The sequence below is a fragment of the Albibacillus kandeliae genome (assembly GCF_003116585.1).
GTDB classification, from domain to species: domain Bacteria; phylum Pseudomonadota; class Alphaproteobacteria; order Rhodobacterales; family Rhodobacteraceae; genus Albibacillus; species Albibacillus kandeliae.
The window spans coordinates 1,043,878-1,062,228 of sequence record NZ_QEHM01000001.1 but is presented as its reverse complement, the minus strand read 5'-3'; the positions used below and the strand labels follow the sequence as shown (position 1 = coordinate 1,062,228).

Below are 18,351 nucleotides of genomic sequence, written 5' to 3'. Positions count from 1 at the left end.
GTGGCAAGAACAAAAGCGAGATTAATTACATATGGCTTCGGACAAACAGAATCTTCAGGACGCGTTCCTGAATCACGTGCGCAAGACAAAGGTCCCGGTCACAATCTTTTTGATCAACGGCGTGAAGCTGCAAGGCGTCATTACGTGGTTTGACAACTTCTGCGTGCTTCTGCGCCGCGATGGTCAGTCGCAGCTTGTCTACAAACACGCGATTTCGACCATCATGCCGGCACAGCCGATCAGCCTCTATGAGGGCGAAGACGCTTCTTGATGGAACATGACAGGGCGCGCACCCGGGCCTGGGTGCTGCATCCCGACCTGAAATCCGAGAAGGATCGCCGCGCGGCGGGCCCCGCGCTGGACGAAGCCGTGGCACTTGCCGCGGCTTTGCCGGATCTTGATGTCCTCGGTGGCGAGATCGTTCCCCTGCCCAAGGCGCAGGCCGGATTGCTGTTCGGTTCGGGCAAGATCGAGGAACTCGGCAGGCGGTTCAAGGAAAACGAGGTCGAGCTGGTCCTGATCGACGGACCGGTGACGCCGGTGCAGCAACGCAACCTCGAACGCGAGTGGAAGGTCAAGCTGCTGGACCGGACCGGCCTGATTCTGGAGATCTTCTCGGAACGCGCGCGGACCCGGGAGGGTGTGCTTCAGGTCGAGATGGCGGCCCTCAGCTATCAGCGGACGCGGCTGGTGCGGGCCTGGACCCACCTCGAACGTCAGCGGGGCGGGCTCGGTTTCGTCGGCGGCCCCGGTGAAACCCAGATCGAGGCGGACCGTCGCGCCATCGACACCCAGATCGTACGGCTCAAGCGACAGCTCGAGAAGGTGGTCAAGACGCGCACGCTGCACCGCGCGGCGCGCGCCAAGGTGCCCTATCCGATCGTCGCGCTGGTGGGCTACACCAACGCCGGCAAGTCGACTCTGTTCAACCGGCTGACCGGGGCGGAAGTGCTGGCCAAGGACATGCTCTTTGCCACGCTCGACCCGACCATGCGTCGGGTGGTTCTGCCGGACGGGCCCGAGATCATCCTGTCCGACACCGTGGGCTTCATCTCGGACCTGCCGACCCAGCTGGTCGCCGCCTTCCGTGCGACGCTGGAAGAGGTGCTGGAGGCCGATGTCATCATCCACGTGCGGGACGTTGCGCATCCGAACAACGCCGAGCAGGCGGAGGATGTCGAGGCGATCCTGACGTCGCTCGGTGTCGACGAGACTCGGCCAAAGCTCGAGGTCTGGAACAAGCTCGACCTGTTGCCGCCCGAGGAAGCCGATGCTCGCCGGGCGCGGGCAGAGCGCGAAGAGGGCATCTTTGCCATCTCGGCGATCACCGGCGAGGGGGTCGAGCGGCTGCTGGCCGAGGTAGCCTACCAGTTGCAGGGCGTCCGCCGCGAGGCGGAACTGCACCTTGCCTTCAGCGAGGGCAAGAAACGCGCCTGGCTGTTCGAACAGGACCTCGTGCGCAGCGAGACGCAGGTCGAGGACGGGTTTGACCTTGTCGTGATCTGGACCCCGCGGCAGGAAGCGCAATTCCAGGCGCTGTAGGTGCCTGTCTGAGGTCTCCGACCTTATCCATCAAAAGAATGGCCCGCACCTGATCAAGGCGCGGGCCATTCTTTTAAAGTGGGCGGTCCCCAGCGGGACCGGCGCTCGGTGTCTACTCCTTGGGCGACGGCACGAGGTGGGTGATCCCGACGGCCGCAGCCTTGGCGAGTTCCACGTCCAGCGACATCGGGATGTATTCGCCGCGCCGCCAAAGCTGGGCCATGTCGTCGTAGTGGCGCGACAGGAAGTGCCCGGACTGGCCGGTCGAGATGATGAAGACCGAACTGTCCGGGTCGGCAAAGTCGTAGACGCCGCGATAGCCCGCGCCGTGCACGTTCTCGAAGGGGTCCGGGCCGGTGCCTTTGGTCAGCCCGCGCTGGAGCGTGTTGTCGCCGCCGCTGGTGGACTGGCGGATGTTCACGAAGTAGCGCAGCAGCGGCACGTCGCCCAGAACCTCGTGGTCATGGGTGGCCTGGTGGGCGTCGCCCCAGCGCAGCGATTCCAGTGCGGTCCCGTAGCGTTCGCCGATCCAGACCAGCGCATCGTCGAGCGCGAGGCGGGCCATGTCGGTGCAGGTCTCCTTGGGCGCGCTCTGGATCACGTCGCACCAGACGCTGGCGCCATCCACGTCGCGGAACACCCGTTCGATGAATAGCGGCTCCACATGGGTGAACTGGTCGGCAAGGGGCCCGAGTTCGTCGCGGATCAGGCGGTCCTGCAGTGCGCGCAGCCACGCAGCGTAGATCAGCGGCTCGGGCAGGTGCTCGTTCATCTCGCCGTTCCACTCGGCAAGCAGCTTGAGCGCGATCTGGCGCTGACGCTGGGGCGTGCCATCGGGCGCGGCTTCGCCGGTAAACCAGAGGTCGGCACCGATCAGGGGCAGCAGGGTGCGGGCGGTGTAGCTGACGGGGTCCAGCTGCGCCTCGATGAAGCTTTCGCGCGTGTGAACCTGACGCGACTGCATCAGCCGCTGCCAGCGGTTGATCCGCTGGGTGTCGCCCCAGTCGAACGAGATGTGATCAGGGAAGGGGCGGTCGACCATCTTGTTGTTGGTGTTGCCGAGGATGCCGCCGCGGGGGCTGACGAACTCGGGGTTCGACTCGTAGGGCATCCGGCCCAGCCAGCGGTTCTCGGCCCGCCAGCCCTGGCTGGGCATGCGGCCCTGGCTCTGGTGGCGTGCATCGCGGCGCGGGACGGCGCCGATAGTCTTCATCGCGATGGTCTGCTGATCGGCCAGCATCAGGTTCTGAGATGGCGCGATATAGGCCTCGGAGACCTTGATCGCCTCTTCGACGGTGCCCGAATGCATCAGCGCGATGGCGGCGCTCAGCGAGGTGTCGCGCGGGCTGAGCGCGGTCCAGGCGAGCGAGACGACATGCCCCGGCGGCGTGATCGCATCGAGGTCGAACTGGCTGCCGGGCAGGACGGGGCCGTTCTCGGTCCAGCGCAGGGTGAGGGTGATCGGCGGGGCGTCCTTGATCTCGATGATCGAGGGGCGGGATTCGAACCGCTTGTAGCCGTCCGGCGTGAGGTATTCCTCGGGGTTATCCGGGTTCAGTTTCTCGATGTAGAGGTCCTGGTCGTCGAGGTAGGATGAGGTTAGCCCCCAGCCGAGGCGCGCGCTGCGTCCGGTTAGCACGACGGGCATGCCCGGAATGGTACCGCCGATGACGCCGCCGGATTGCAGCTCCAGCCGGGCAAGGTACCAGACGGAGGGCGCGGTGAAGCCAAGGTGCGGGTCGTTGGCCAGCAGCGTGCCGCCCGAGGCCGAGCGCGACGGCGCGGCGGCCCAGGCGTTGGAGGCGCCGCCGAGATCGCGCTGCGGGATGGGCGAGAGCGGCGAGTCGGGCATGTGGTGCCCCTCGGCATAGCGCGGCAGGTCGGGGAACAGGCTGGCGTACTCGGGCAGGGCGGCGATGCCGCTGCCGGGTGCGTCGGGCAGGATATCCGAGATCCGCGCCGGGTCGGGCAGCATCAGCGAGACACGGGCGCGCAGCACCTCGCTCTGGAGATGACCGGACAGGCGCAGCGCCATCAGCTTGACGATGGCGAGCGAGTCGGCTGGCTGCCAGGGCGCAACCGGGGCGTTGAACAGGAACATCTCGGGCGCGCCGCGGCCAAGGGCGCGCTGGTTGATCTCTTCCAGCCGCGCGTTGACCCCGGCGGAATAGGCCCGGAGCGCGGCGAGGGTTTCGGCGTCCTGCGAGGCGACGGACTGCTGGGCAAGGCGGTAGATGTCGAGCCGCCGCAGAATGCGGTCGATGGCAACGGTGCGCTGGCCAAAGACTTCCGACAGCCGACCCTGAGCAGTGCGGCGCAGCATGGTCATCTGCCACAGCCGGTCCTGTGCGTGGGCATAACCGAGCCCGAAGAACACGTCCTCGTCATTCTTGCCGAAGATATGGGGCACGTCGGAATTGTCGCGGACGATCTCGACCGGGGCGCTGATGACCGGCACGGCGAGCGTCTTGTCGTAGTCGGGCAGCGACTGGGAGGCGAGGAAGTAGACAAGGCACATGCCGAGTACGACGAGAAGGATCAGCCCGGCGGTAATCCGCAGCAGCCAGCGAAACGCGCGTGCCATAGTCTTGTCCCTGTTGGTCCCGATTGGTCCCGTCCCGGCGGTGTTTCGCGCAGTCAGACGCTTTGACCCGCCGCTGTGGCCTGATAGTGAGAATCCCAGATTAATGAAAGATGCACCAAGGGGAAAGTTGATGGCAAAGCTGGCGTTTCTGGGACTGGGGGTCATGGGCTACCCGATGGCGGGCCACCTTCAGAAGGCGGGGCACGACGTGACCGTCTACAATCGCACGGAGTCCAAGGCCCGAAAGTGGGTGGCGGAGTATGGCGGCGCGGCGGCGTCGACCCCGCGCGAGGCGGCAAAAGGTGCCGATTTCGTGATGTCCTGCGTGGGCAACGATGACGATTTGCGCAGCGTCTGCCTTGGCGACGAGGGCGCCTTTGCGGGCATGTCGAACGGCGCGGTCTTCGTCGATCACACCACCGTCTCGGCGCGGGTGACGCGTGAGCTGTATGCCGCCGCCGACGCGCGCCAGATCAGCTTTGTCGATGCGCCGATCTCGGGCGGGCAGGCGGGCGCCGAGAACGGCGTGCTCTCGGTCATGTGCGGGGGCGACGAAGGCGCCTATGCGCGGGCCGAACCGATCATCGGCAGCTATTCCAAGATTTGCCGCCGTCTGGGCGACAGCGGCGCGGGCCAGATGACCAAGATGTGCAACCAGATCGCCATTGCCGGTCTCGTGCAGGGGCTGTCGGAAGCCCTGCATTTCGCCGAGAAGTCCGGACTGGACGGGCGGAAGGTGGTCGAGGTGATCAGCCAGGGCGCGGCTGGCAGCTGGCAGATGGCGAACCGCTACGAAACCATGCTGGACGACCACTTCGAGCATGGTTTCGCGGTGGACTGGATGCGCAAGGACCTCGGGATCTGCCTCGATACCGCCGACGAGAATGGCGCGAGCCTTCCGGTGACCGCGCTCGTCGACCAGTTCTACAAGGACGTCCAGAAGCTTGGCGGCGGCCGTTGGGACACGTCGAGCCTGTTCAAACGGCTGCGCGCCATCGGCTGAACACCCTAGAATACAGAGAGGCGTGGTGCATCGCGCCGCGCCTCCGGCCGTCCGGGCAGTTCACACCTGTGAACCCGACCCCACGTCACGCCCACTGTAATCCCCCCAAATGCGTCGAAAACTGTGCACCGGAGCCATTCCGCTAGGGAGGGTTTTCCTAATTTCAACAGTTTGTGACTTGCCTCTTTCAATTCCCTAGCGTTTCCGTCAGATAAGGCCCCGTTCAGCAAGCCAATATTCCCAGGGCGCGGGGGCGTCCTGATCTGGAACAGCGAGCCGATCCGACAACACTGGCTCTGGAATTCCAATCATGACTCTCAAATCCGCATGGGGTGGGATGGAGGGCGCCGCGGCACCGGCGCGACCTGCATCGAAACTGGCCCTGACCCTGCTGCTGTCCTGCACCGCGCTCGTCGTTCCGTCGCTGGCGCTGGCGCAGTCTTCGGGGGATACCGGCACGACCGTGACGCTTGAACCGATCACGGTGCGTTCGGAAGACGACGACTCCACAACCATCGTGGCCACCGAGGCTACCAGCGGCAGCAAGACCGACACCGACATCCTCGACACCGCCGGATCCGTTTCGGTCGTGACCAGCAAGGAGATCGAAAAGCGCAAGGCGCAGAACCTCGAACAGGTGATTGCCTATACCTCGGGCGTCATGGTGAACGAATGGGGCAGCGACGACCGCTACGACGGGTTCCGGATCCGCGGCTTTGACGAGCTGTCGATGGGGACCTACCGCGACGGTCTGCCCGTGCGGGGACAGGGCTGGACCTTTGGGCGGCGCGAGCCCTATGCCTATGACCGGGTCGAAGTGCTGAAGGGGTCGAACTCCTCGCTCTTCGGGATGAATGCGCCGGGTGGTCTGGTCAACGCCGTGACCAAGACGCCGAAGAGCTACAAGTTTGGCGAGATCTACACCACGGTCGGTCCGGACCACGCCGAGATCGGCGCCGACTTTGGTGACGTGATCGGGACGGACTGGAGCTATCGCGTCACCACCAAGCTTCAGGACGGCGCTTACAGCTACGACTATTCGAACGACGACCGGGCCTTCCTCGCGCTGGCCGCGACCTGGCGGCCGACCGATGCGACCGAGCTGACTTTCTCGGTCGACTACCTCAAGCGTGACGGGGTTCCGGGCGTGGGCTTCCCCGAGGGGGCTGGCATCGACCGCGACACCTTCCTGGGCGAGCCGGATTTCAACCGCTTCGACACCATCGAGAAAAGCGCGGGCTGGATGTTCCGCCATGATTTCGGCAATGGCCTGACCTTCCGTCAGAATGCGCGCTATACCCAGATGAGCCTGACCTACGAGCAGGTCTATGGGGCGACCACGGATGCGACCGCCGACCGGTCGTCCTTTGCGGTCTACAGCGACAGCGAACAGTTCGCGATCGACAACCAGTTCCAGTACGACACCACATTCGGCAACGTCGCCAGCAAGACGCTCTTTGGTCTGGAGTACACCTGGCTGAAGGTCGATGAAGAGGCGCTGTTCGGGACGGCCGACGGGATCGACATCTACAACATCGCCTACTGCGGCCGCAGCTGCGTCACCCTTTACGATTACATCGACTGGGTGCCGGAGCAGGAGACCAAGTCGATCTACCTGCAGGAAGAGCTGACCTTTGGCCGCTGGATCGCGACCATCGGCGGGCGCTACGACTTTGCCGACGTCGATATCTACTATCCGGGCACCGACACCACCACGGGCCGGGACTTCGACGCCTTCACCAAGCGGTTCGGCCTGACCTACAAGGCGACGCAAGAGGTGTCGCTCTACGCGAACTACTCGGAGTCCTTCGAGCCGAACGTGTGGGACATCACTGCGGACGCCAAGGAGGGTCAGCAGTACGAGGTGGGCGTTAAGTACCGCCCCGACAATCTGAACGCGATGTTCACCGCCGCGATCTTTGACTTGTCGCAGACCAACGTGAACACCTACGTGACGGCTACCGAGCAGCGCCAGATCGGCGAGGTCAACGTTCGCGGGCTCGAACTTGAAGGCAAGATGGAGCTCAACAACCGTCTGAACCTGACCGTGGCCTATTCGTACTGGGACTCCGAGATCGTCGAGGACGGGATCGCCACCAACGAGGGCAATCGCCCGTCGCGCGTGCCCGAGCACATCGCCTCGATCTGGGCCGACTACACCGTTCCCGGTGCGGGCGACCGTGGCGACATGACCTTCGGGCTGGGTGTGCGTTACGTGGGCCAGACCTATGGGGACGATGCCAACGCTGTCAGTGTGCCGAGCTACACCGTGGTGGACGCGGCCTTTGGCTACGACCTTGCCAAGAACGTCAGCCTGGCGGTGAACGTCACCAACCTCATGGACGAGGACTACATCACCACGAACTACTACGGTTCGCTTTACTACGGCGATGGACGCGCCGTGAGCGCGACGTTGAAGTACACCTGGTAAACCTCTGAAACCAATGGTCATCCGCCGATCCCGGCGGGTGACCTTCAAGATCTGGGAGACCCGAGAATGACCATTGCCCGCCCCACGAACCGGACCCACAGGGGACTGACCCGGCGCGCCGTTCTGGCGGGTGCCGCCGCCACGCTGGCCGCGCCGGCGGTGCGGGCCTCGGGTGGTCTGCGGTTTTCCCATGTCTATGGCGAGATCGAGTTGAAGAAGCCGGCCGAGCGGGTCGTCTCGCTTGGCTACAACACGCAGGACACACTGCTGGCGCTTGGCACCGCGCCGCTGGGTCTGCGCTATTGGTATGGCGATTATCCCTATGGCGTCTGGCCCTGGGCGCAGCCCTACCTCGGGGATGCCGAGCCCGTCGTGATGCGCGGTGAAGTTTCGATCGAGACGGTGGCGAGCCTCGCGCCCGATCTGATCCTTGGCACTGGGTCGGGCATATCCGAGGCGGAATACGCCATGCTCTCGCAGATTGCGCCGGTGCTGATGCAGCCAGCCGAATACACCACCTACGGCAGCCCCTGGCAGGTCGAGGTCGAAACCATCGGCCGCGCGCTTGGCAAGGATGCGACGGCCGCCGATCTGGTGGCCCGGGTCGAGGGGCTGTTCGCCGACGCCCGCGCCCGTCACCCCGACTGGGAGGGCAAGACTGCCGTGGCCGCGTGGCATGACGGCGGACAGACCGGGGCCTTCATGGGGGAGGACACGCGGGCGCGGTTCCTGTCGATGCTGGGATTCCAGCCGACCGAGGGGCTGAGCCGAATGCCAGCCATCGACGGGTTCTATACCAACCTCTCGCCGGAGGATCTGACGCCGCTGGAGGCCGACCTGCTGGTCTGGATCTCGTCCGCCGCCCGCGCCCCGGACATTGCCAACCTCGCCATGCGCGGGACGCTGAAGGTCCAGCAGGAGGGGCGCGAGGTCTTTGCCGGGGAGTTGCTCGGCGGGGCCATGTCCTTTGGCAGCGTGCTGTCGCTGCCCTTTGCGCTGGAACAGTTCGAACCCGAGTTCGCGCTGGCGCTGGATGGCGACCCCGCCACCGTCGTGCCCTCTGCCCGCGACGCGGGTCTCGCAGGGTGACGCGATGGATCGTCGTTGCGGGGCTGCTGGCGCTGGCCGCGCTGGCCTCGCTGACCGTGGGGGTGCGCGACATGTCGCTGGACGCCTACCTGCAGGCGCTGACGGCATATGATCCGCAGAACCCGGCGCATGTCACGCTGATGGCGATCCGCATTCCGCGGCTCTGTGCCGGGCTGGTCGCCGGGGCGGCCCTCGGGGTCGCGGGGGTGCTGATGCAATCGGTGACGCGCAATCCGCTGGCTGACCCCGGACTGCTGGGCGTGAACGCGGGTGCGGCCTTTGCCCTGCTGGTCGGGTCCACCTTGCTGGGCCGCGCGGACGAGGCGGCACTGGCGCTCCTTGCGTTCCCCGGCGCGGCGATGGCGGCGGCGGCGGTCTTTGCGCTTGGCGGTGGCCTGCGGGGCGATGTCGGCCCGGTCCGCCTGACTCTGGCCGGGGCCGCGCTGAACGCGCTGCTGCTGTCGCTGGTGACCGCCATCGTGCTGATCCGGCAGGATTCGCTCGACATCTTCCGGTTCTGGGTCGCGGGGTCGCTGAGCCAGGCGGTGGCCCGCCCGGTGGCGGAAATGGCGGCGGTCGCGGGGCTGGGTGGCGTGCTGGCGTTGCTCTTCGCCCCGGGGATCGAGGCGCTGTCACTTGGCGGCGCGCTGTCGCGGGGGCTCGGCACCCGGCCCGGACGGGTTCAGGCGGGCGCGCTGGTCGCCGTCACGCTGACCACTGGCGCCGCCGTCGCGGTTGCCGGGCCCATCGCCTTCCTCGGGCTGATGGTGCCGCCGCTGGCGCGGATGATCGCCGGGCACCGCCTGCGGGCGGAGCTGGTGATGGCCGCGATGCTGGGCGCCACCGTTCTGCTGCTGGCCGATACGCTCGGGCGGGTGGTCATGGCCCCCTCGGAGGTGCGGGCCGGGATCATGACCGCGCTGCTGGGTGGTCCGGTCTTCCTCGTCATCGCGCGGCGACTGCGGCCCGGGGCAGGTGCGGCATGAGGGGACTTCTGCTCGTCGTTCTGCTGCTGGGGGCCACCTTGGCCGCCCTGCTGCTTGGGCAGGTGTCGATGCCGTTCTCGATGCTCTGGGAGGGGCTGACGACCGGGCAGGGACCGGGCGCGATGGTCATTGGCAATATCCGTGGGCCGCGCGTGCTGACCGGGCTTGGCGCGGGGGCCGTGCTGGGGCTTTCCGGGGCGCTGTTCCAGACTGTCCTGCGCAACCCGCTGGCCGCGCCGGACGTGATGGGTTTCACCTCGGGCGCAGGGCTCGCGATCATCGCGGCAATCGCCTTCGGGTTCAGCGCGCCGATGCCTCTGGTCGCGGCGGCAGGCGGTGCGGTTGCAGCCTTGCTGGTCGCGGGGCTCAGCTGGCGGCCCGGCCATGCCACGCCGCCGCTGACCCTGATCCTTGTTGGGCTTGGAATCGGGTTTCTCTGCTCCGCCTTCTCGACTTTCCTGATGACGCTCTTGCCCCATGCCGAGGCGGTGGAGGCGCAGCGCTGGCTGACGGGGTCGTTGGCTGCGCGGAACTGGACCCATGCGGCGCAGGTCTGGGGCCTTGGGCTTGTGCTCGTGATCGCCGCGCTGGCGCAGGTGCGCGTGCTGTCTGCGCTCGAACTGGGCGAAGAGCTTGCCGCCGGGCTGGGCATCGGGGTCGAACGGGTGCGCTGGACGTTGGCCGCGACCGGGGTTCTGCTGGCGGCCGCCGGGGTTGCCGTTGCCGGGCCGGTGCCCTTTGTCGCCCTGATGTCCGGGCCGCTGGGGCAACGCATCACTGGCGCGAGGAGCCTTGCGGGCCGCCTCCTCTCGGCAGCTGGGGCCGGGGCGCTGGTTCTGGTTCTGGCCGATCTGGCCGCCCGGGGTGCGGTGCCGGGACTACAGCTGCCTGCCGGGGTGACGACGGGCATACTGGGAGCGCCCTACCTGCTGTGGCGGCTCTCGCGCGAAATGGAAAGGGGCGGGCTATGAGCTTGCGGACCGAGGGGCTTTCGCTCGGCTACGACCGGCGCAGCGTGATCGAGGGGCTCGACCTCGAGGTGCCAGAGGGGCAGATGACCGCGATCCTCGGGCCGAATGGCTGCGGCAAGTCCACGTTGCTGAAGGCGCTGGCCCGGCTGATCCAGCCGGTCGCGGGCCGGGTGCTGCTGGACGGGACGGATGTGCACCGGACCAACACGCGGATGCTGGCGCGGCGCATGGCGATCCTGCCGCAGGCGCCGGTGGCCCCGGAGGGGATCAGTGTTGGCGATCTGGTGCGGCGGGGGCGGACGCCCTGGCGCGGGGCGCTGAGCCCCTGGCGCGAGGCCGACGCGCAGGCCTGCGCGTCGGCGCTGGAGGCTGTGGGGCTTGGCGAGCTCGAAGAGCGGCCGCTGAACGAGCTGTCGGGCGGGCAGCGGCAGCGGGCGTGGATCGCACTGGTGCTGGCCCAGACGACGCCGCTGCTGTTGCTGGACGAACCGACGACCTTCCTTGACCTCGTGCACCAGATCGAGGTGCTGGGGTTGCTGAGACGGCGCAATCGCGAGACCGGGCTGACGGTGGTCAGCGTGCTGCACGACCTGAACCTCGCGGCACGCTATTCGGATCAGCTGGTGCTGTTGGGGCGCGAGGGGCTCGTCGCGGTCGGCGCGCCCGCCGACGTGCTGGTGCCCGAGCACCTGAAGACGGCCTTTGGTCTGTCCGCGCAGGTGGTGCCGGATCCGGTGACCGGCACGCCGATGGTCATTCCGCTATAGTCAGGGAGCTGCCGCGCGCCGTGGCGCGCGGAGCCTACTCAGACCGACAAGGGAACGATGTGGTTGTCCCACGCGCAATCGGCGCGGTTGGCGGGACGCGCTTCGCCGTTCTCGATGGTGATCAGGCCGCCAAGGCCGTCACTGGCCAGAAACCCGTTGCCATGCGTTGCGAGGCCACAGACATCAGTGCGGGAGACCACCCCGAGGAAGGTTCCGTCTGGGGCAAAGCGGTGGACGCGTCCGCCGCGCGGCGAGGTGATCGCGACCTCTTCGCCGCTGCCGGTAAAGGCGACCGAGCCGGCGTAGGCGTCCATTGCCAGTTCGTCGGCCAGCGGCGCCTCGGCCAGCACGGGCGCGTCCCAGCCGCGGCGGTGCAGGCCCAGCAGCGGAGGCGCGGCGTTCTCTTCGCCTTCCCATTGCATCGCGAAGGCAATCAGACCGTCTTCGCGCATGGCGAGGTGGCGGATCGAGTTCTGGTGCAGGTCCTCGTCCAGCTCGTACTGTTCCAGCACGTTGCCCTGCTGGTCCATGTAGGTGAGGTTCGGGCGCATGGTTTCGGTGTTGAGCTTGGCCCGGGTGTGGGGATCGGTCTGAATGCCGCCGTTGGCGATCACCAGCGTCTCGCCATCCGGCAGCAGGCGCAGGTCGTGCGGGCCGATGCCGTGGCTGTCGAACTCGCCGATCCGCTTGAACCCCTTGTCGGCGTCCCAGACCCCGATGCGGCCTGCGCTGCCTTCGGACACCTGCTCGGCCGTCAGCAGGACAGCGCCGCCGTCGACGAAGATGCCGTGGCCGTTGAAATGCCGGTTGTCGGGGGCGTGGAGCCGGTGCAGCACCTCGCCCGAGGCGCAGTCGAGCACCAGCGCGAAGGTGCCGGGGCGGCGGGCGAAGGCGACCGCGATGGCACGGGTGGGATGCCCGGCTCCTGCGTGGCCACGCGCGGGCAGCGGCACCTGGAAGCGCTGCGCGCCATCCGCGGCGAGGCCGAAGAGGGCAAAGCTGCCATCCCCGAGCTTGGCGGCGGCGATGTAGCTGGGGTTGCCGACGTCGGCCCAGCCGAGGGTCGGGGCGGCCCCGGCGGCAAGCAAACTGGCGAGAAAGGCGCGGCGGGGGATCATGCGGTCAGTCTCCGTCCTGCGAGTTGAAACCGGGCGTGATGCCCATCGGGACGCCGATCTCGATCTCGACGGCATCCTTCACGGCGCGAACGGCTTGTTGCAGCACCTCGACCTTGATCCGCGACTGCGGGTCGTCGATGTCCTGGAAGGCCGGATCCGTCACCCGGTCTGCCGAAGTCAGCGCATGAGCGATGGCCTTTTCGGTTTCGGGCAGCGGACGGTCGGCAAGGGCATGGGCCAGCGCGTCGTCGGCCTTGAGCGCGAGGACCACGTTGCGCAGCGACCTGCCGGAGCGGTAGGCCTCGGCCCGCGTGGGGCGCGGACGGTCGTAGGTGCCAAGCGGACGGCCGAGGCGGGTATCGGCGATGAACTCGAGCCCCGCGACCAGCTGGGTGTAAAGGGCGCGGGTGGCTTCGTCCTTGCTGAGGTAGGTCGCATTGCCGGCTTCCCCGGCACTGCGAAGCGTCTGCGCGAAGGTGCCGGACCATTCCTCGTTCAGCAGCCGCGCCTGGGCCGCGAGGTCGGTGGCGACAGCCTGCACCAGGCGGCAGGTGTAGTCGCCCTCCCGGTAGCCGGCGAAGTCTGGGTCGAACAGCAGCATGTCGAGCGCGAGGAAGCCGCGCCCGGCGATGGAGCTCTCGTTGAAGGCGGCCGGGTCATCGACCACCGGATCCTCCGCCGCGATCAGTCCCTTCAGTGTCTTGGGGGTGAACCCGCGCGTGTCGGGCCAGAATTCGATGGTCAGCGCGCGCGTCTCGGAGGGGCCCATGTGGAGGTCGGCGACCTCCATCCAGGCATCGTAGGCGGCGTTGTAGCTGGCCGAGAGTTCCTCGGGCGTGCAGCCGGTCTGCGCGTCGCGGGCGAGGTCTTCGGTCGCGGTTGCGAAACTGAAGAACCCGGGCAGGATGGTCTCGTCCAGCGCCCTTTCCACGTCGGCCATCGCGGGGGGCGCAAGCGCCAGCAGGGCACAGAGGGGTAGGGCTATTCGCATCAGAGACTCCCGAGGTACTTGATAAGAGCGTCGCGGTCGGCCTTGGGCATCGAGACCACCCTGTCGCGGGAGGCCTGCGCCTCGCCGCCGTGCCAGAGCACCGCTTCGAGCAGGGTGCGGGCGCGACCGTCGTGAAGGTAGGTTTCGAACCCGCTGACCTGTTTGGTCATGCCGATGCCCCAGAGCGGCGCGGTACGCCATTCGGTGCCGGTGGCGCGGGCTTCGGGGCGATGATCGGCGAGGCCTTCGCCCATGTCGTGCAGCAGCATGTCGGTATAGGGCCAGATCAGCTGGAAGCTCTGCTCGGGCTGGTCCTTCAGCCGCGCGGTGACGAACTTGGGCGTATGGCAGGCGGGGCAGCCGGAGGCATAGAACACCTGCTTGCCGTGCAGCACCTCCGGGTCGTCGACATCGCGCCGCTCGGGCACGGCGAGGTTGCGCGAGTAGAAGGCGACGAGGTCCATGCCTTCCTTGTCGATCTCGAGGTCGTCCTGCGCGGCATTGGCGCCGTTTGGGGCGGCGATGCAATCGACCTGCGCGGGCATGCATTCGCCCGAGTGGAAGGGAAACAGAGGGTTCGAGATGCCGATGTCACCGACGAAGGCGGCGGCGGACTGGTGCATCACCGTCGGCGCGCCCGCCTTGTGACCGAAGCGTCCGAGCATCGGGCGGTTGAACTCGATGGACCAGACGATGTTGGGACGTCCCGAGATGCCGTCGCCGTCTGCGTCGTCCGGGTCGGCATGGGCGAGGATGTCGGCAGCGGGGATCGCCTCCAGCAGGCCGAGCCCGATCATCTGGGGCGCGACCCGGGGGCTGAGCATGGCGCCGGGTGCCAGCGGGCCGTAGCCGAGGTCTTCGGCGGTGTAGGTGGGCGCGCGCAGATGAGCGACCTCTCCGTCGGAGAGCGCAACCTCGATATCCTCGTAGGCGACGCCGAGGCGATACTCGGATTTCAGACCCGCAACGGCGAAATCCTGCAGCTGCGCGCCGTAGTTCGGATCGGGTGCAGTGGCGATGTAGTCGGCGATCTGATCGGTTTCGGCGGTGGGATGCCCCGGGACCGAGATGCGCAGGAACATCGAGACGGCGGTATCCTCGGGCCCTTCGGGGGGATGGCCGCGACCGTCCTTGATATGGCAGTTCTGGCAGCCGCGCGCGTTGTAGAGGGGGCCGAGACCGTCCGAGGCGAGCGTGGAGGAGGGCGCGGAGACCCAGATCTTGCGGAACAGCCCGTTGCCGACCTTGAAGTCGAGCTCGCGCTCGAAACTCATGTTGCCGGAGGGTTGCGAAAACGCGTCTGCGTTGGTACGGGCGCGGACCGAGGAGGCTCCTGCCGGAAGGGCCTCGAACTTCTCGGGTGCCGAGAAATCCGAGGTCGGTGCCACCACTGCCGCGATCCGCGCGCGCTCCGACTTGGTGCGGGGGATGACGTCCAGGTGGGGATCGTCCAGTTTGTCGTAGCTGGCCGCTGCGCTCGCGCCCGCGGCCAGGCATAGTGCAAGCGCGAGTTTACTCGGCTTCGTCCATCGGAAGCGCATTGAGCTGCGCATATTTTTCTGCCCCCAGGTTCTCGAAAAGCTCGATCTGAGTTTCGAGGAAGTCGACGTGACCTTCTTCGTCCATCAACAGGTCCTCGAAGAGCTTCTGCGATACGTAGTCACCGACCGAGTTGCAATAGGCGCGGGCTTCTTTGTAGAGCTTGATCGCTTCCATTTCGGCAGCCAGGTCGCAATCCAGCGTTTCCTTGGCGTTCTGGCCAATGCGCAGCGGGTCGAGCTTTTGCAGGTTCGGATGACCGCCGAGGAAGATCACGCGCTGGATCAGCTTGTCGGCGTGGTGCATCTCCTCGATGCTTTCCTCACGGCTTTTCTTGGCCATGTGGCCGAGGCCCCAGTCTTCCTGCAGGCGAAAGTGGAGCCAGTACTGGCTGACGGCCGTCAGCTCTGACCGAATGGCGCTGTTGAGATATTCGATGACTTTTGCGTCGCCTTGCATGATCTGGGCTCCTGTGTTGTTCCGCGGCGCAGGCCGCGAAGTTGCATTGGAACCTCTAAGTTATCATTCGCGCGCATGGTAGCAAGAAAGAGTGGCATGCAGCCGCCGCAGTCCGCGGACTTGCCGAGCGCGCGATAGATCTTGCCGGGCGTGATGAGGGCCTCGCCATCGGCGGCCCTCATCCAGTCGATGGCACTGTGAATGTCGGCTTCGCTGATACTCATGCAGTGACAGACGATCACGGTTGTTATCCTCCGAGCGGGAACGCGACAGACAGACCGACGGACTTGGACTGAACCTCGTCTTCTTCGAAGAGAGCGAGGGCGCCGCCGATGTCGAGGCCGTTGGCAAAGGTGTAGTTCAGACCCACGGTCGACATGGTGTCTTTGGTGGCGTTGTCGATATCGCGCTGCGAATAGACTGCCGAGTAGGTCCAGGGGCCGGTGGTGTAGGCGCCGCCGAGGGTCGCGTAGGTCGCGTCGTCGGTGCCGCCGCCGTAGTTGCTGAACTGTGCAACCTCGGCAAGAAGCGACAGGCCGGAGCCGAAGTCATGGCTGACGGCAGCCGCATAGCCACGCTCGTCTTCCGGGTCGCCGGTGCCAGCCGAAAGCATCCGCGCGCCGATGGTGACGGTGGTGCTGCCGAATTCCTTGGCCCATTGCAGGGCGACGTTGTCGAGTTCGCCGGTGTTGCCAGCGCCGCCGTCATCCGAGCTGTTGCGGCCCCGGTTGGTGCCCCAGCTTTCGCTGAGCTTGGTGTCGTCGGCATAGAACACGGCCAGCGAGAACACGCCCGCCGCGCCGGCGTCGTAGTCGGCCATGGCGCCGATCTGCTCGCTCAGCTCGTAATCTTCGCCGAAGGTGGTGCCGAAGTAGCCCGGCGCCGCGTCCCACGCGACCCCGAAGGCCGGGTGCAGCTTACCGACCGAGATCGACAGCGCGTCGAAGTCGAAGGTCAGGCCCAGTTCGTCGAAGTAGAGGCCGACGTCATCGAATTCGCGGTCCTCGGTAGCATCGAGCACGGGCTCGATGGTCAGGGCGCCGAAGGCGGAGACGACGTTGGTGAAGCGATAGCGCGCGCCGAAGGTGATGGTCGGATAGACATCGTGGATCTCGTTGGCGGCATCATCGGAGTCGTACACCTTCTCGGCGTCGAATTCGAGCGACCCTTCCCAGGTAAAGCGGGAGTCCTGGGCCCATGCGGGTGCGGCGAGGGTAACACCGGCTGCGCTGGCAAGGAGGATCGAGGGGATGGAGATTTTCATTCTTGTTGGTTGTCCATGGAGGGAGGAGAGGTCACCGGACCGCCGGGGAGTGGCGACCGGTGCCGGGGTTCAGCGGCCGGTCATTCGAAGACGGCCGAAGGATTGTCGAGGCTGTCAGAGCCTTCGAAGGCAATGCTGTCGAGGTCGAGAGCGGTCACGATGCGCTCGATGGTGCGGGTCTGGTCGATCAGGCCGTTGACGCCGCCCATGATCAGGGCCTCGCCCTTGTCGCTGCCCTGCGCCAGCATCATGTCGTAGTAGAAGCCGCCTTCGGCTGCCGACTTGATGGCGCCAAGGGCTGCCATCGTGGTGTCGAGCTTGCCCTTCATCTCGGTATCGAGGGCCGGGTCGGCCGCGGCGACCATGTCGGAGAGCGACGCGCCTTCGACAGTCGAGCCGTCAACGCGCTGGTATTTGCCAAGGTAGACGTTCTGGACCCCGAGGCCATCGTAGTAGTGGCTGTTGTGGGTGTTATCCGAGAAGCAGTCGTGCTCTTCCTCGGGATCGTGCAGCATCAGGCCGAGGCGCATGCGCTCACCCGCCTGTTCGCCATAGGACAGCGAGCCCATGCCGGTCAGCATTGCGACGATGCCAGCGCCCTCGTCGGCCATCAGCGCCTCGCGTGCCGCGCCGCCGTCGGCCCAGTTGCCCGCCATTTCCTCGAGATCGCTCACCAGCAGGTCGGAGGCGGCGGCAAGGTAGGCCGCGCGACGGTCGCAGTTGCCGCCGGTGCAGTCGTCACCCTGCGCATAGTCGGTCCACGGACGGTTGCCCGCGCCCGCTTCGGTGCCGTTCAGGTCCTGACCCCAGAGCAGGAACTCGATGGCGTGGTAACCGCGCGCCACGTTGGTCTCGATGCCGTCGGCCTCGTTCAGCGTGTCGGCGATCAGGTCCGGGGTGATCTCGGTCGCATTGACCTCGGACCCGGCAATGGTCAGCTGGGGGCTGGCGATGACATTCAGCGCAGCCAGTTCATTTTCATCGGTCGGCCCGCCGTAGGAGGCGTCAACATAGTCGATCAGGCCCTCGTCCAGCGGCCATGCGTTCACCTTGCCTTCCCAGTCGTCGACGATGGGGTTACCGAAGCGGAAGACTTCGGTCTGCTGGTAGGGATTGCGCGCGGCGAGCCATGCGGTCTTGGCGGCGGCGAGGGTTTCCTCGGAGGGGTTTGCGATCAGCGCGTCAACGGCTGCGTCGAGTGCCTTGGCGGTTGTGAGGCTGTCGCCATAGGCGGCCTCGGCGATGTCGGCATAGTTGGTCAGGACCTCGGTGCTTTCCGTGGCGGCGGCGAGAGAGCCGATGCAGGCCAGGGTAGCGGTCGTGGTAAGAAGGCGGATCATACGTCGAGGTCCTTTCGGCGTTTTCGTCTTGTATCTTTCCCGCTCTGGTGCGGGTCCGTCCTTGGCGCGGAGGGCACGAAACAGGCGTGCAGGGGCGCAACCGGACTCATTGTGGTATTACCTGACCAAAGAACTCGGCTTCGTCAATCCTGAGTTAATAGATCGGAATTCATGTCGCGCCGAGCAAGGGCATGGAATTGGCCCGGGCGCGATGGCCCGGAACGTGATTTGTTGTTTTGATTTGAAGAGTTAGGGGGCGGACAGCGC

At 66.4% G+C, this 18,351-nt stretch carries 15 protein-coding genes; 8 read left to right on the top strand and 7 right to left on the bottom strand.

From position 1 onward, the window contains the following. The first annotated feature begins 31 nt into the window (after window positions 1-31). Together hfq and hflX are read left to right on the top strand one after the other, a co-directional pair. Window positions 32-271, top strand: coding sequence for an RNA chaperone Hfq (gene hfq / locus DDT93_RS04970; protein ID WP_109464662.1), 240 nt, complete (start codon window positions 32-34; stop codon window positions 269-271). After that, window positions 271-1,542 carry a GTPase HflX gene (hflX, locus tag DDT93_RS04965; RefSeq protein WP_109464661.1) on the top strand — a complete coding sequence of 424 codons (1,272 nt, stop codon included), beginning with the start codon at window positions 271-273 and terminating at the stop codon, window positions 1,540-1,542. The genes hfq and hflX overlap by 1 nt, the downstream gene beginning before the upstream one ends. A 112-nt stretch (window positions 1,543-1,654) precedes the next feature. On the opposite strand, the gene DDT93_RS04960 is transcribed toward hflX, so the two are convergent. Beyond that, the gene (locus DDT93_RS04960; protein WP_109464660.1) at window positions 1,655-4,126 is read right to left on the bottom strand and encodes a penicillin acylase family protein; all 2,472 of its coding nucleotides are present in this window, start codon (window positions 4,124-4,126) and stop codon (window positions 1,655-1,657) included. A 130-nt stretch (window positions 4,127-4,256) separates the two neighbouring features. Between DDT93_RS04960 and DDT93_RS04955 the strand changes: the two genes are divergently transcribed. From DDT93_RS04955 to DDT93_RS04930, 6 genes are all read left to right on the top strand, one after another. Then, the gene (locus DDT93_RS04955; protein ID WP_109464659.1) at window positions 4,257-5,129 is read left to right on the top strand and encodes an NAD(P)-dependent oxidoreductase; all 873 of its coding nucleotides are present in this window, start codon (window positions 4,257-4,259) and stop codon (window positions 5,127-5,129) included. A gap of 310 nt (window positions 5,130-5,439) precedes the next feature. Further along, complete coding sequence (locus tag DDT93_RS04950) at window positions 5,440-7,560, top strand: TonB-dependent siderophore receptor (RefSeq protein WP_109464658.1); 2,121 nt, start codon at window positions 5,440-5,442, stop codon at window positions 7,558-7,560. 66 nt (window positions 7,561-7,626) lie between these two features. Continuing rightward, the gene (locus tag DDT93_RS04945) at window positions 7,627-8,649 is read left to right on the top strand and encodes an ABC transporter substrate-binding protein (protein WP_109464657.1); all 1,023 of its coding nucleotides are present in this window, start codon (window positions 7,627-7,629) and stop codon (window positions 8,647-8,649) included. Next, complete coding sequence (locus tag DDT93_RS04940) at window positions 8,646-9,635, top strand: FecCD family ABC transporter permease (RefSeq protein WP_109464656.1); 990 nt, start codon at window positions 8,646-8,648, stop codon at window positions 9,633-9,635. The genes DDT93_RS04945 and DDT93_RS04940 overlap by 4 nt, the downstream gene beginning before the upstream one ends. Next, window positions 9,632-10,606, top strand: coding sequence for a FecCD family ABC transporter permease (locus DDT93_RS04935; RefSeq protein ID WP_109464655.1), 975 nt, complete (start codon window positions 9,632-9,634; stop codon window positions 10,604-10,606). The genes DDT93_RS04940 and DDT93_RS04935 overlap by 4 nt, the downstream gene beginning before the upstream one ends. Then, window positions 10,603-11,373, top strand: a complete 771-nt coding sequence (locus DDT93_RS04930) for an ABC transporter ATP-binding protein (RefSeq protein ID WP_109464654.1) — start codon at window positions 10,603-10,605, stop codon at window positions 11,371-11,373. Before DDT93_RS04935 ends, DDT93_RS04930 begins: the two co-directional genes overlap by 4 nt. Window positions 11,374-11,411: 38 nt before the next feature. Here DDT93_RS04930 and DDT93_RS04925 read toward each other — a convergent pair whose 3' ends face one another. The 6 genes from DDT93_RS04925 to DDT93_RS04895 all read right to left on the bottom strand — a co-directional run bounded on the left by DDT93_RS04925 (window position 11,412) and on the right by DDT93_RS04895 (window position 18,084). Next, entirely contained in the window at window positions 11,412-12,491 is a 1,080-nt protein-coding gene (locus DDT93_RS04925; RefSeq protein WP_109464653.1) for a DUF1513 domain-containing protein, read from the bottom strand. A gap of 4 nt (window positions 12,492-12,495) precedes the next feature. Then, window positions 12,496-13,482 (bottom strand): imelysin family protein, encoded by a 987-nt coding sequence (locus DDT93_RS04920; RefSeq protein ID WP_109464652.1) that lies wholly within the window; start codon window positions 13,480-13,482, stop codon window positions 12,496-12,498. After that, window positions 13,482-15,023, bottom strand: a complete 1,542-nt coding sequence (locus DDT93_RS04915) for a di-heme oxidoreductase family protein (protein WP_109464651.1) — start codon at window positions 15,021-15,023, stop codon at window positions 13,482-13,484. The genes DDT93_RS04920 and DDT93_RS04915 overlap by 1 nt, the downstream gene beginning before the upstream one ends. Continuing rightward, entirely contained in the window at window positions 14,995-15,480 is a 486-nt protein-coding gene (gene bfr, locus DDT93_RS04910; RefSeq protein ID WP_109464650.1) for a bacterioferritin, read from the bottom strand. Before bfr ends, DDT93_RS04915 begins: the two co-directional genes overlap by 29 nt. A 247-nt stretch (window positions 15,481-15,727) precedes the next feature. Further along, entirely contained in the window at window positions 15,728-16,744 is a 1,017-nt protein-coding gene (locus tag DDT93_RS04900) for a porin (RefSeq protein ID WP_109464648.1), read from the bottom strand. Window positions 16,745-16,824: 80 nt separating this feature from the next. Beyond that, window positions 16,825-18,084 (bottom strand): imelysin family protein, encoded by a 1,260-nt coding sequence (locus DDT93_RS04895; protein ID WP_109464647.1) that lies wholly within the window; start codon window positions 18,082-18,084, stop codon window positions 16,825-16,827. Window positions 18,085-18,351: the final 267 nt, after the last annotated feature.

What these genes read in the sequence shown, in the direction of transcription:
- hfq (WP_109464662.1), top strand. Translation starts at nt 32, where the DNA reads ATGGCTTCGGACAAACAGAATCTTCAGGACGCGTTCCTGAATCACGTG.
- hflX (WP_109464661.1), top strand. Translation starts at nt 271, where the DNA reads ATGGAACATGACAGGGCGCGCACCCGGGCCTGGGTGCTGCATCCCGAC.
- DDT93_RS04960 (WP_109464660.1), bottom strand. Translation starts at nt 4,126, where the DNA reads ATGGCACGCGCGTTTCGCTGGCTGCTGCGGATTACCGCCGGGCTGATC.
- DDT93_RS04955 (WP_109464659.1), top strand. Translation starts at nt 4,257, where the DNA reads ATGGCAAAGCTGGCGTTTCTGGGACTGGGGGTCATGGGCTACCCGATG.
- DDT93_RS04950 (WP_109464658.1), top strand. Translation starts at nt 5,440, where the DNA reads ATGACTCTCAAATCCGCATGGGGTGGGATGGAGGGCGCCGCGGCACCG.
- DDT93_RS04945 (WP_109464657.1), top strand. Translation starts at nt 7,627, where the DNA reads ATGACCATTGCCCGCCCCACGAACCGGACCCACAGGGGACTGACCCGG.
- DDT93_RS04935 (WP_109464655.1), top strand. Translation starts at nt 9,632, where the DNA reads ATGAGGGGACTTCTGCTCGTCGTTCTGCTGCTGGGGGCCACCTTGGCC.
- DDT93_RS04930 (WP_109464654.1), top strand. Translation starts at nt 10,603, where the DNA reads ATGAGCTTGCGGACCGAGGGGCTTTCGCTCGGCTACGACCGGCGCAGC.
- DDT93_RS04925 (WP_109464653.1), bottom strand. Translation starts at nt 12,491, where the DNA reads ATGATCCCCCGCCGCGCCTTTCTCGCCAGTTTGCTTGCCGCCGGGGCC.
- DDT93_RS04920 (WP_109464652.1), bottom strand. Translation starts at nt 13,482, where the DNA reads ATGCGAATAGCCCTACCCCTCTGTGCCCTGCTGGCGCTTGCGCCCCCC.
- DDT93_RS04915 (WP_109464651.1), bottom strand. Translation starts at nt 15,023, where the DNA reads ATGCGCTTCCGATGGACGAAGCCGAGTAAACTCGCGCTTGCACTATGC.
- bfr (WP_109464650.1), bottom strand. Translation starts at nt 15,480, where the DNA reads ATGCAAGGCGACGCAAAAGTCATCGAATATCTCAACAGCGCCATTCGG.
- DDT93_RS04900 (WP_109464648.1), bottom strand. Translation starts at nt 16,744, where the DNA reads ATGAAAATCTCCATCCCCTCGATCCTCCTTGCCAGCGCAGCCGGTGTT.
- DDT93_RS04895 (WP_109464647.1), bottom strand. Translation starts at nt 18,084, where the DNA reads ATGATCCGCCTTCTTACCACGACCGCTACCCTGGCCTGCATCGGCTCT.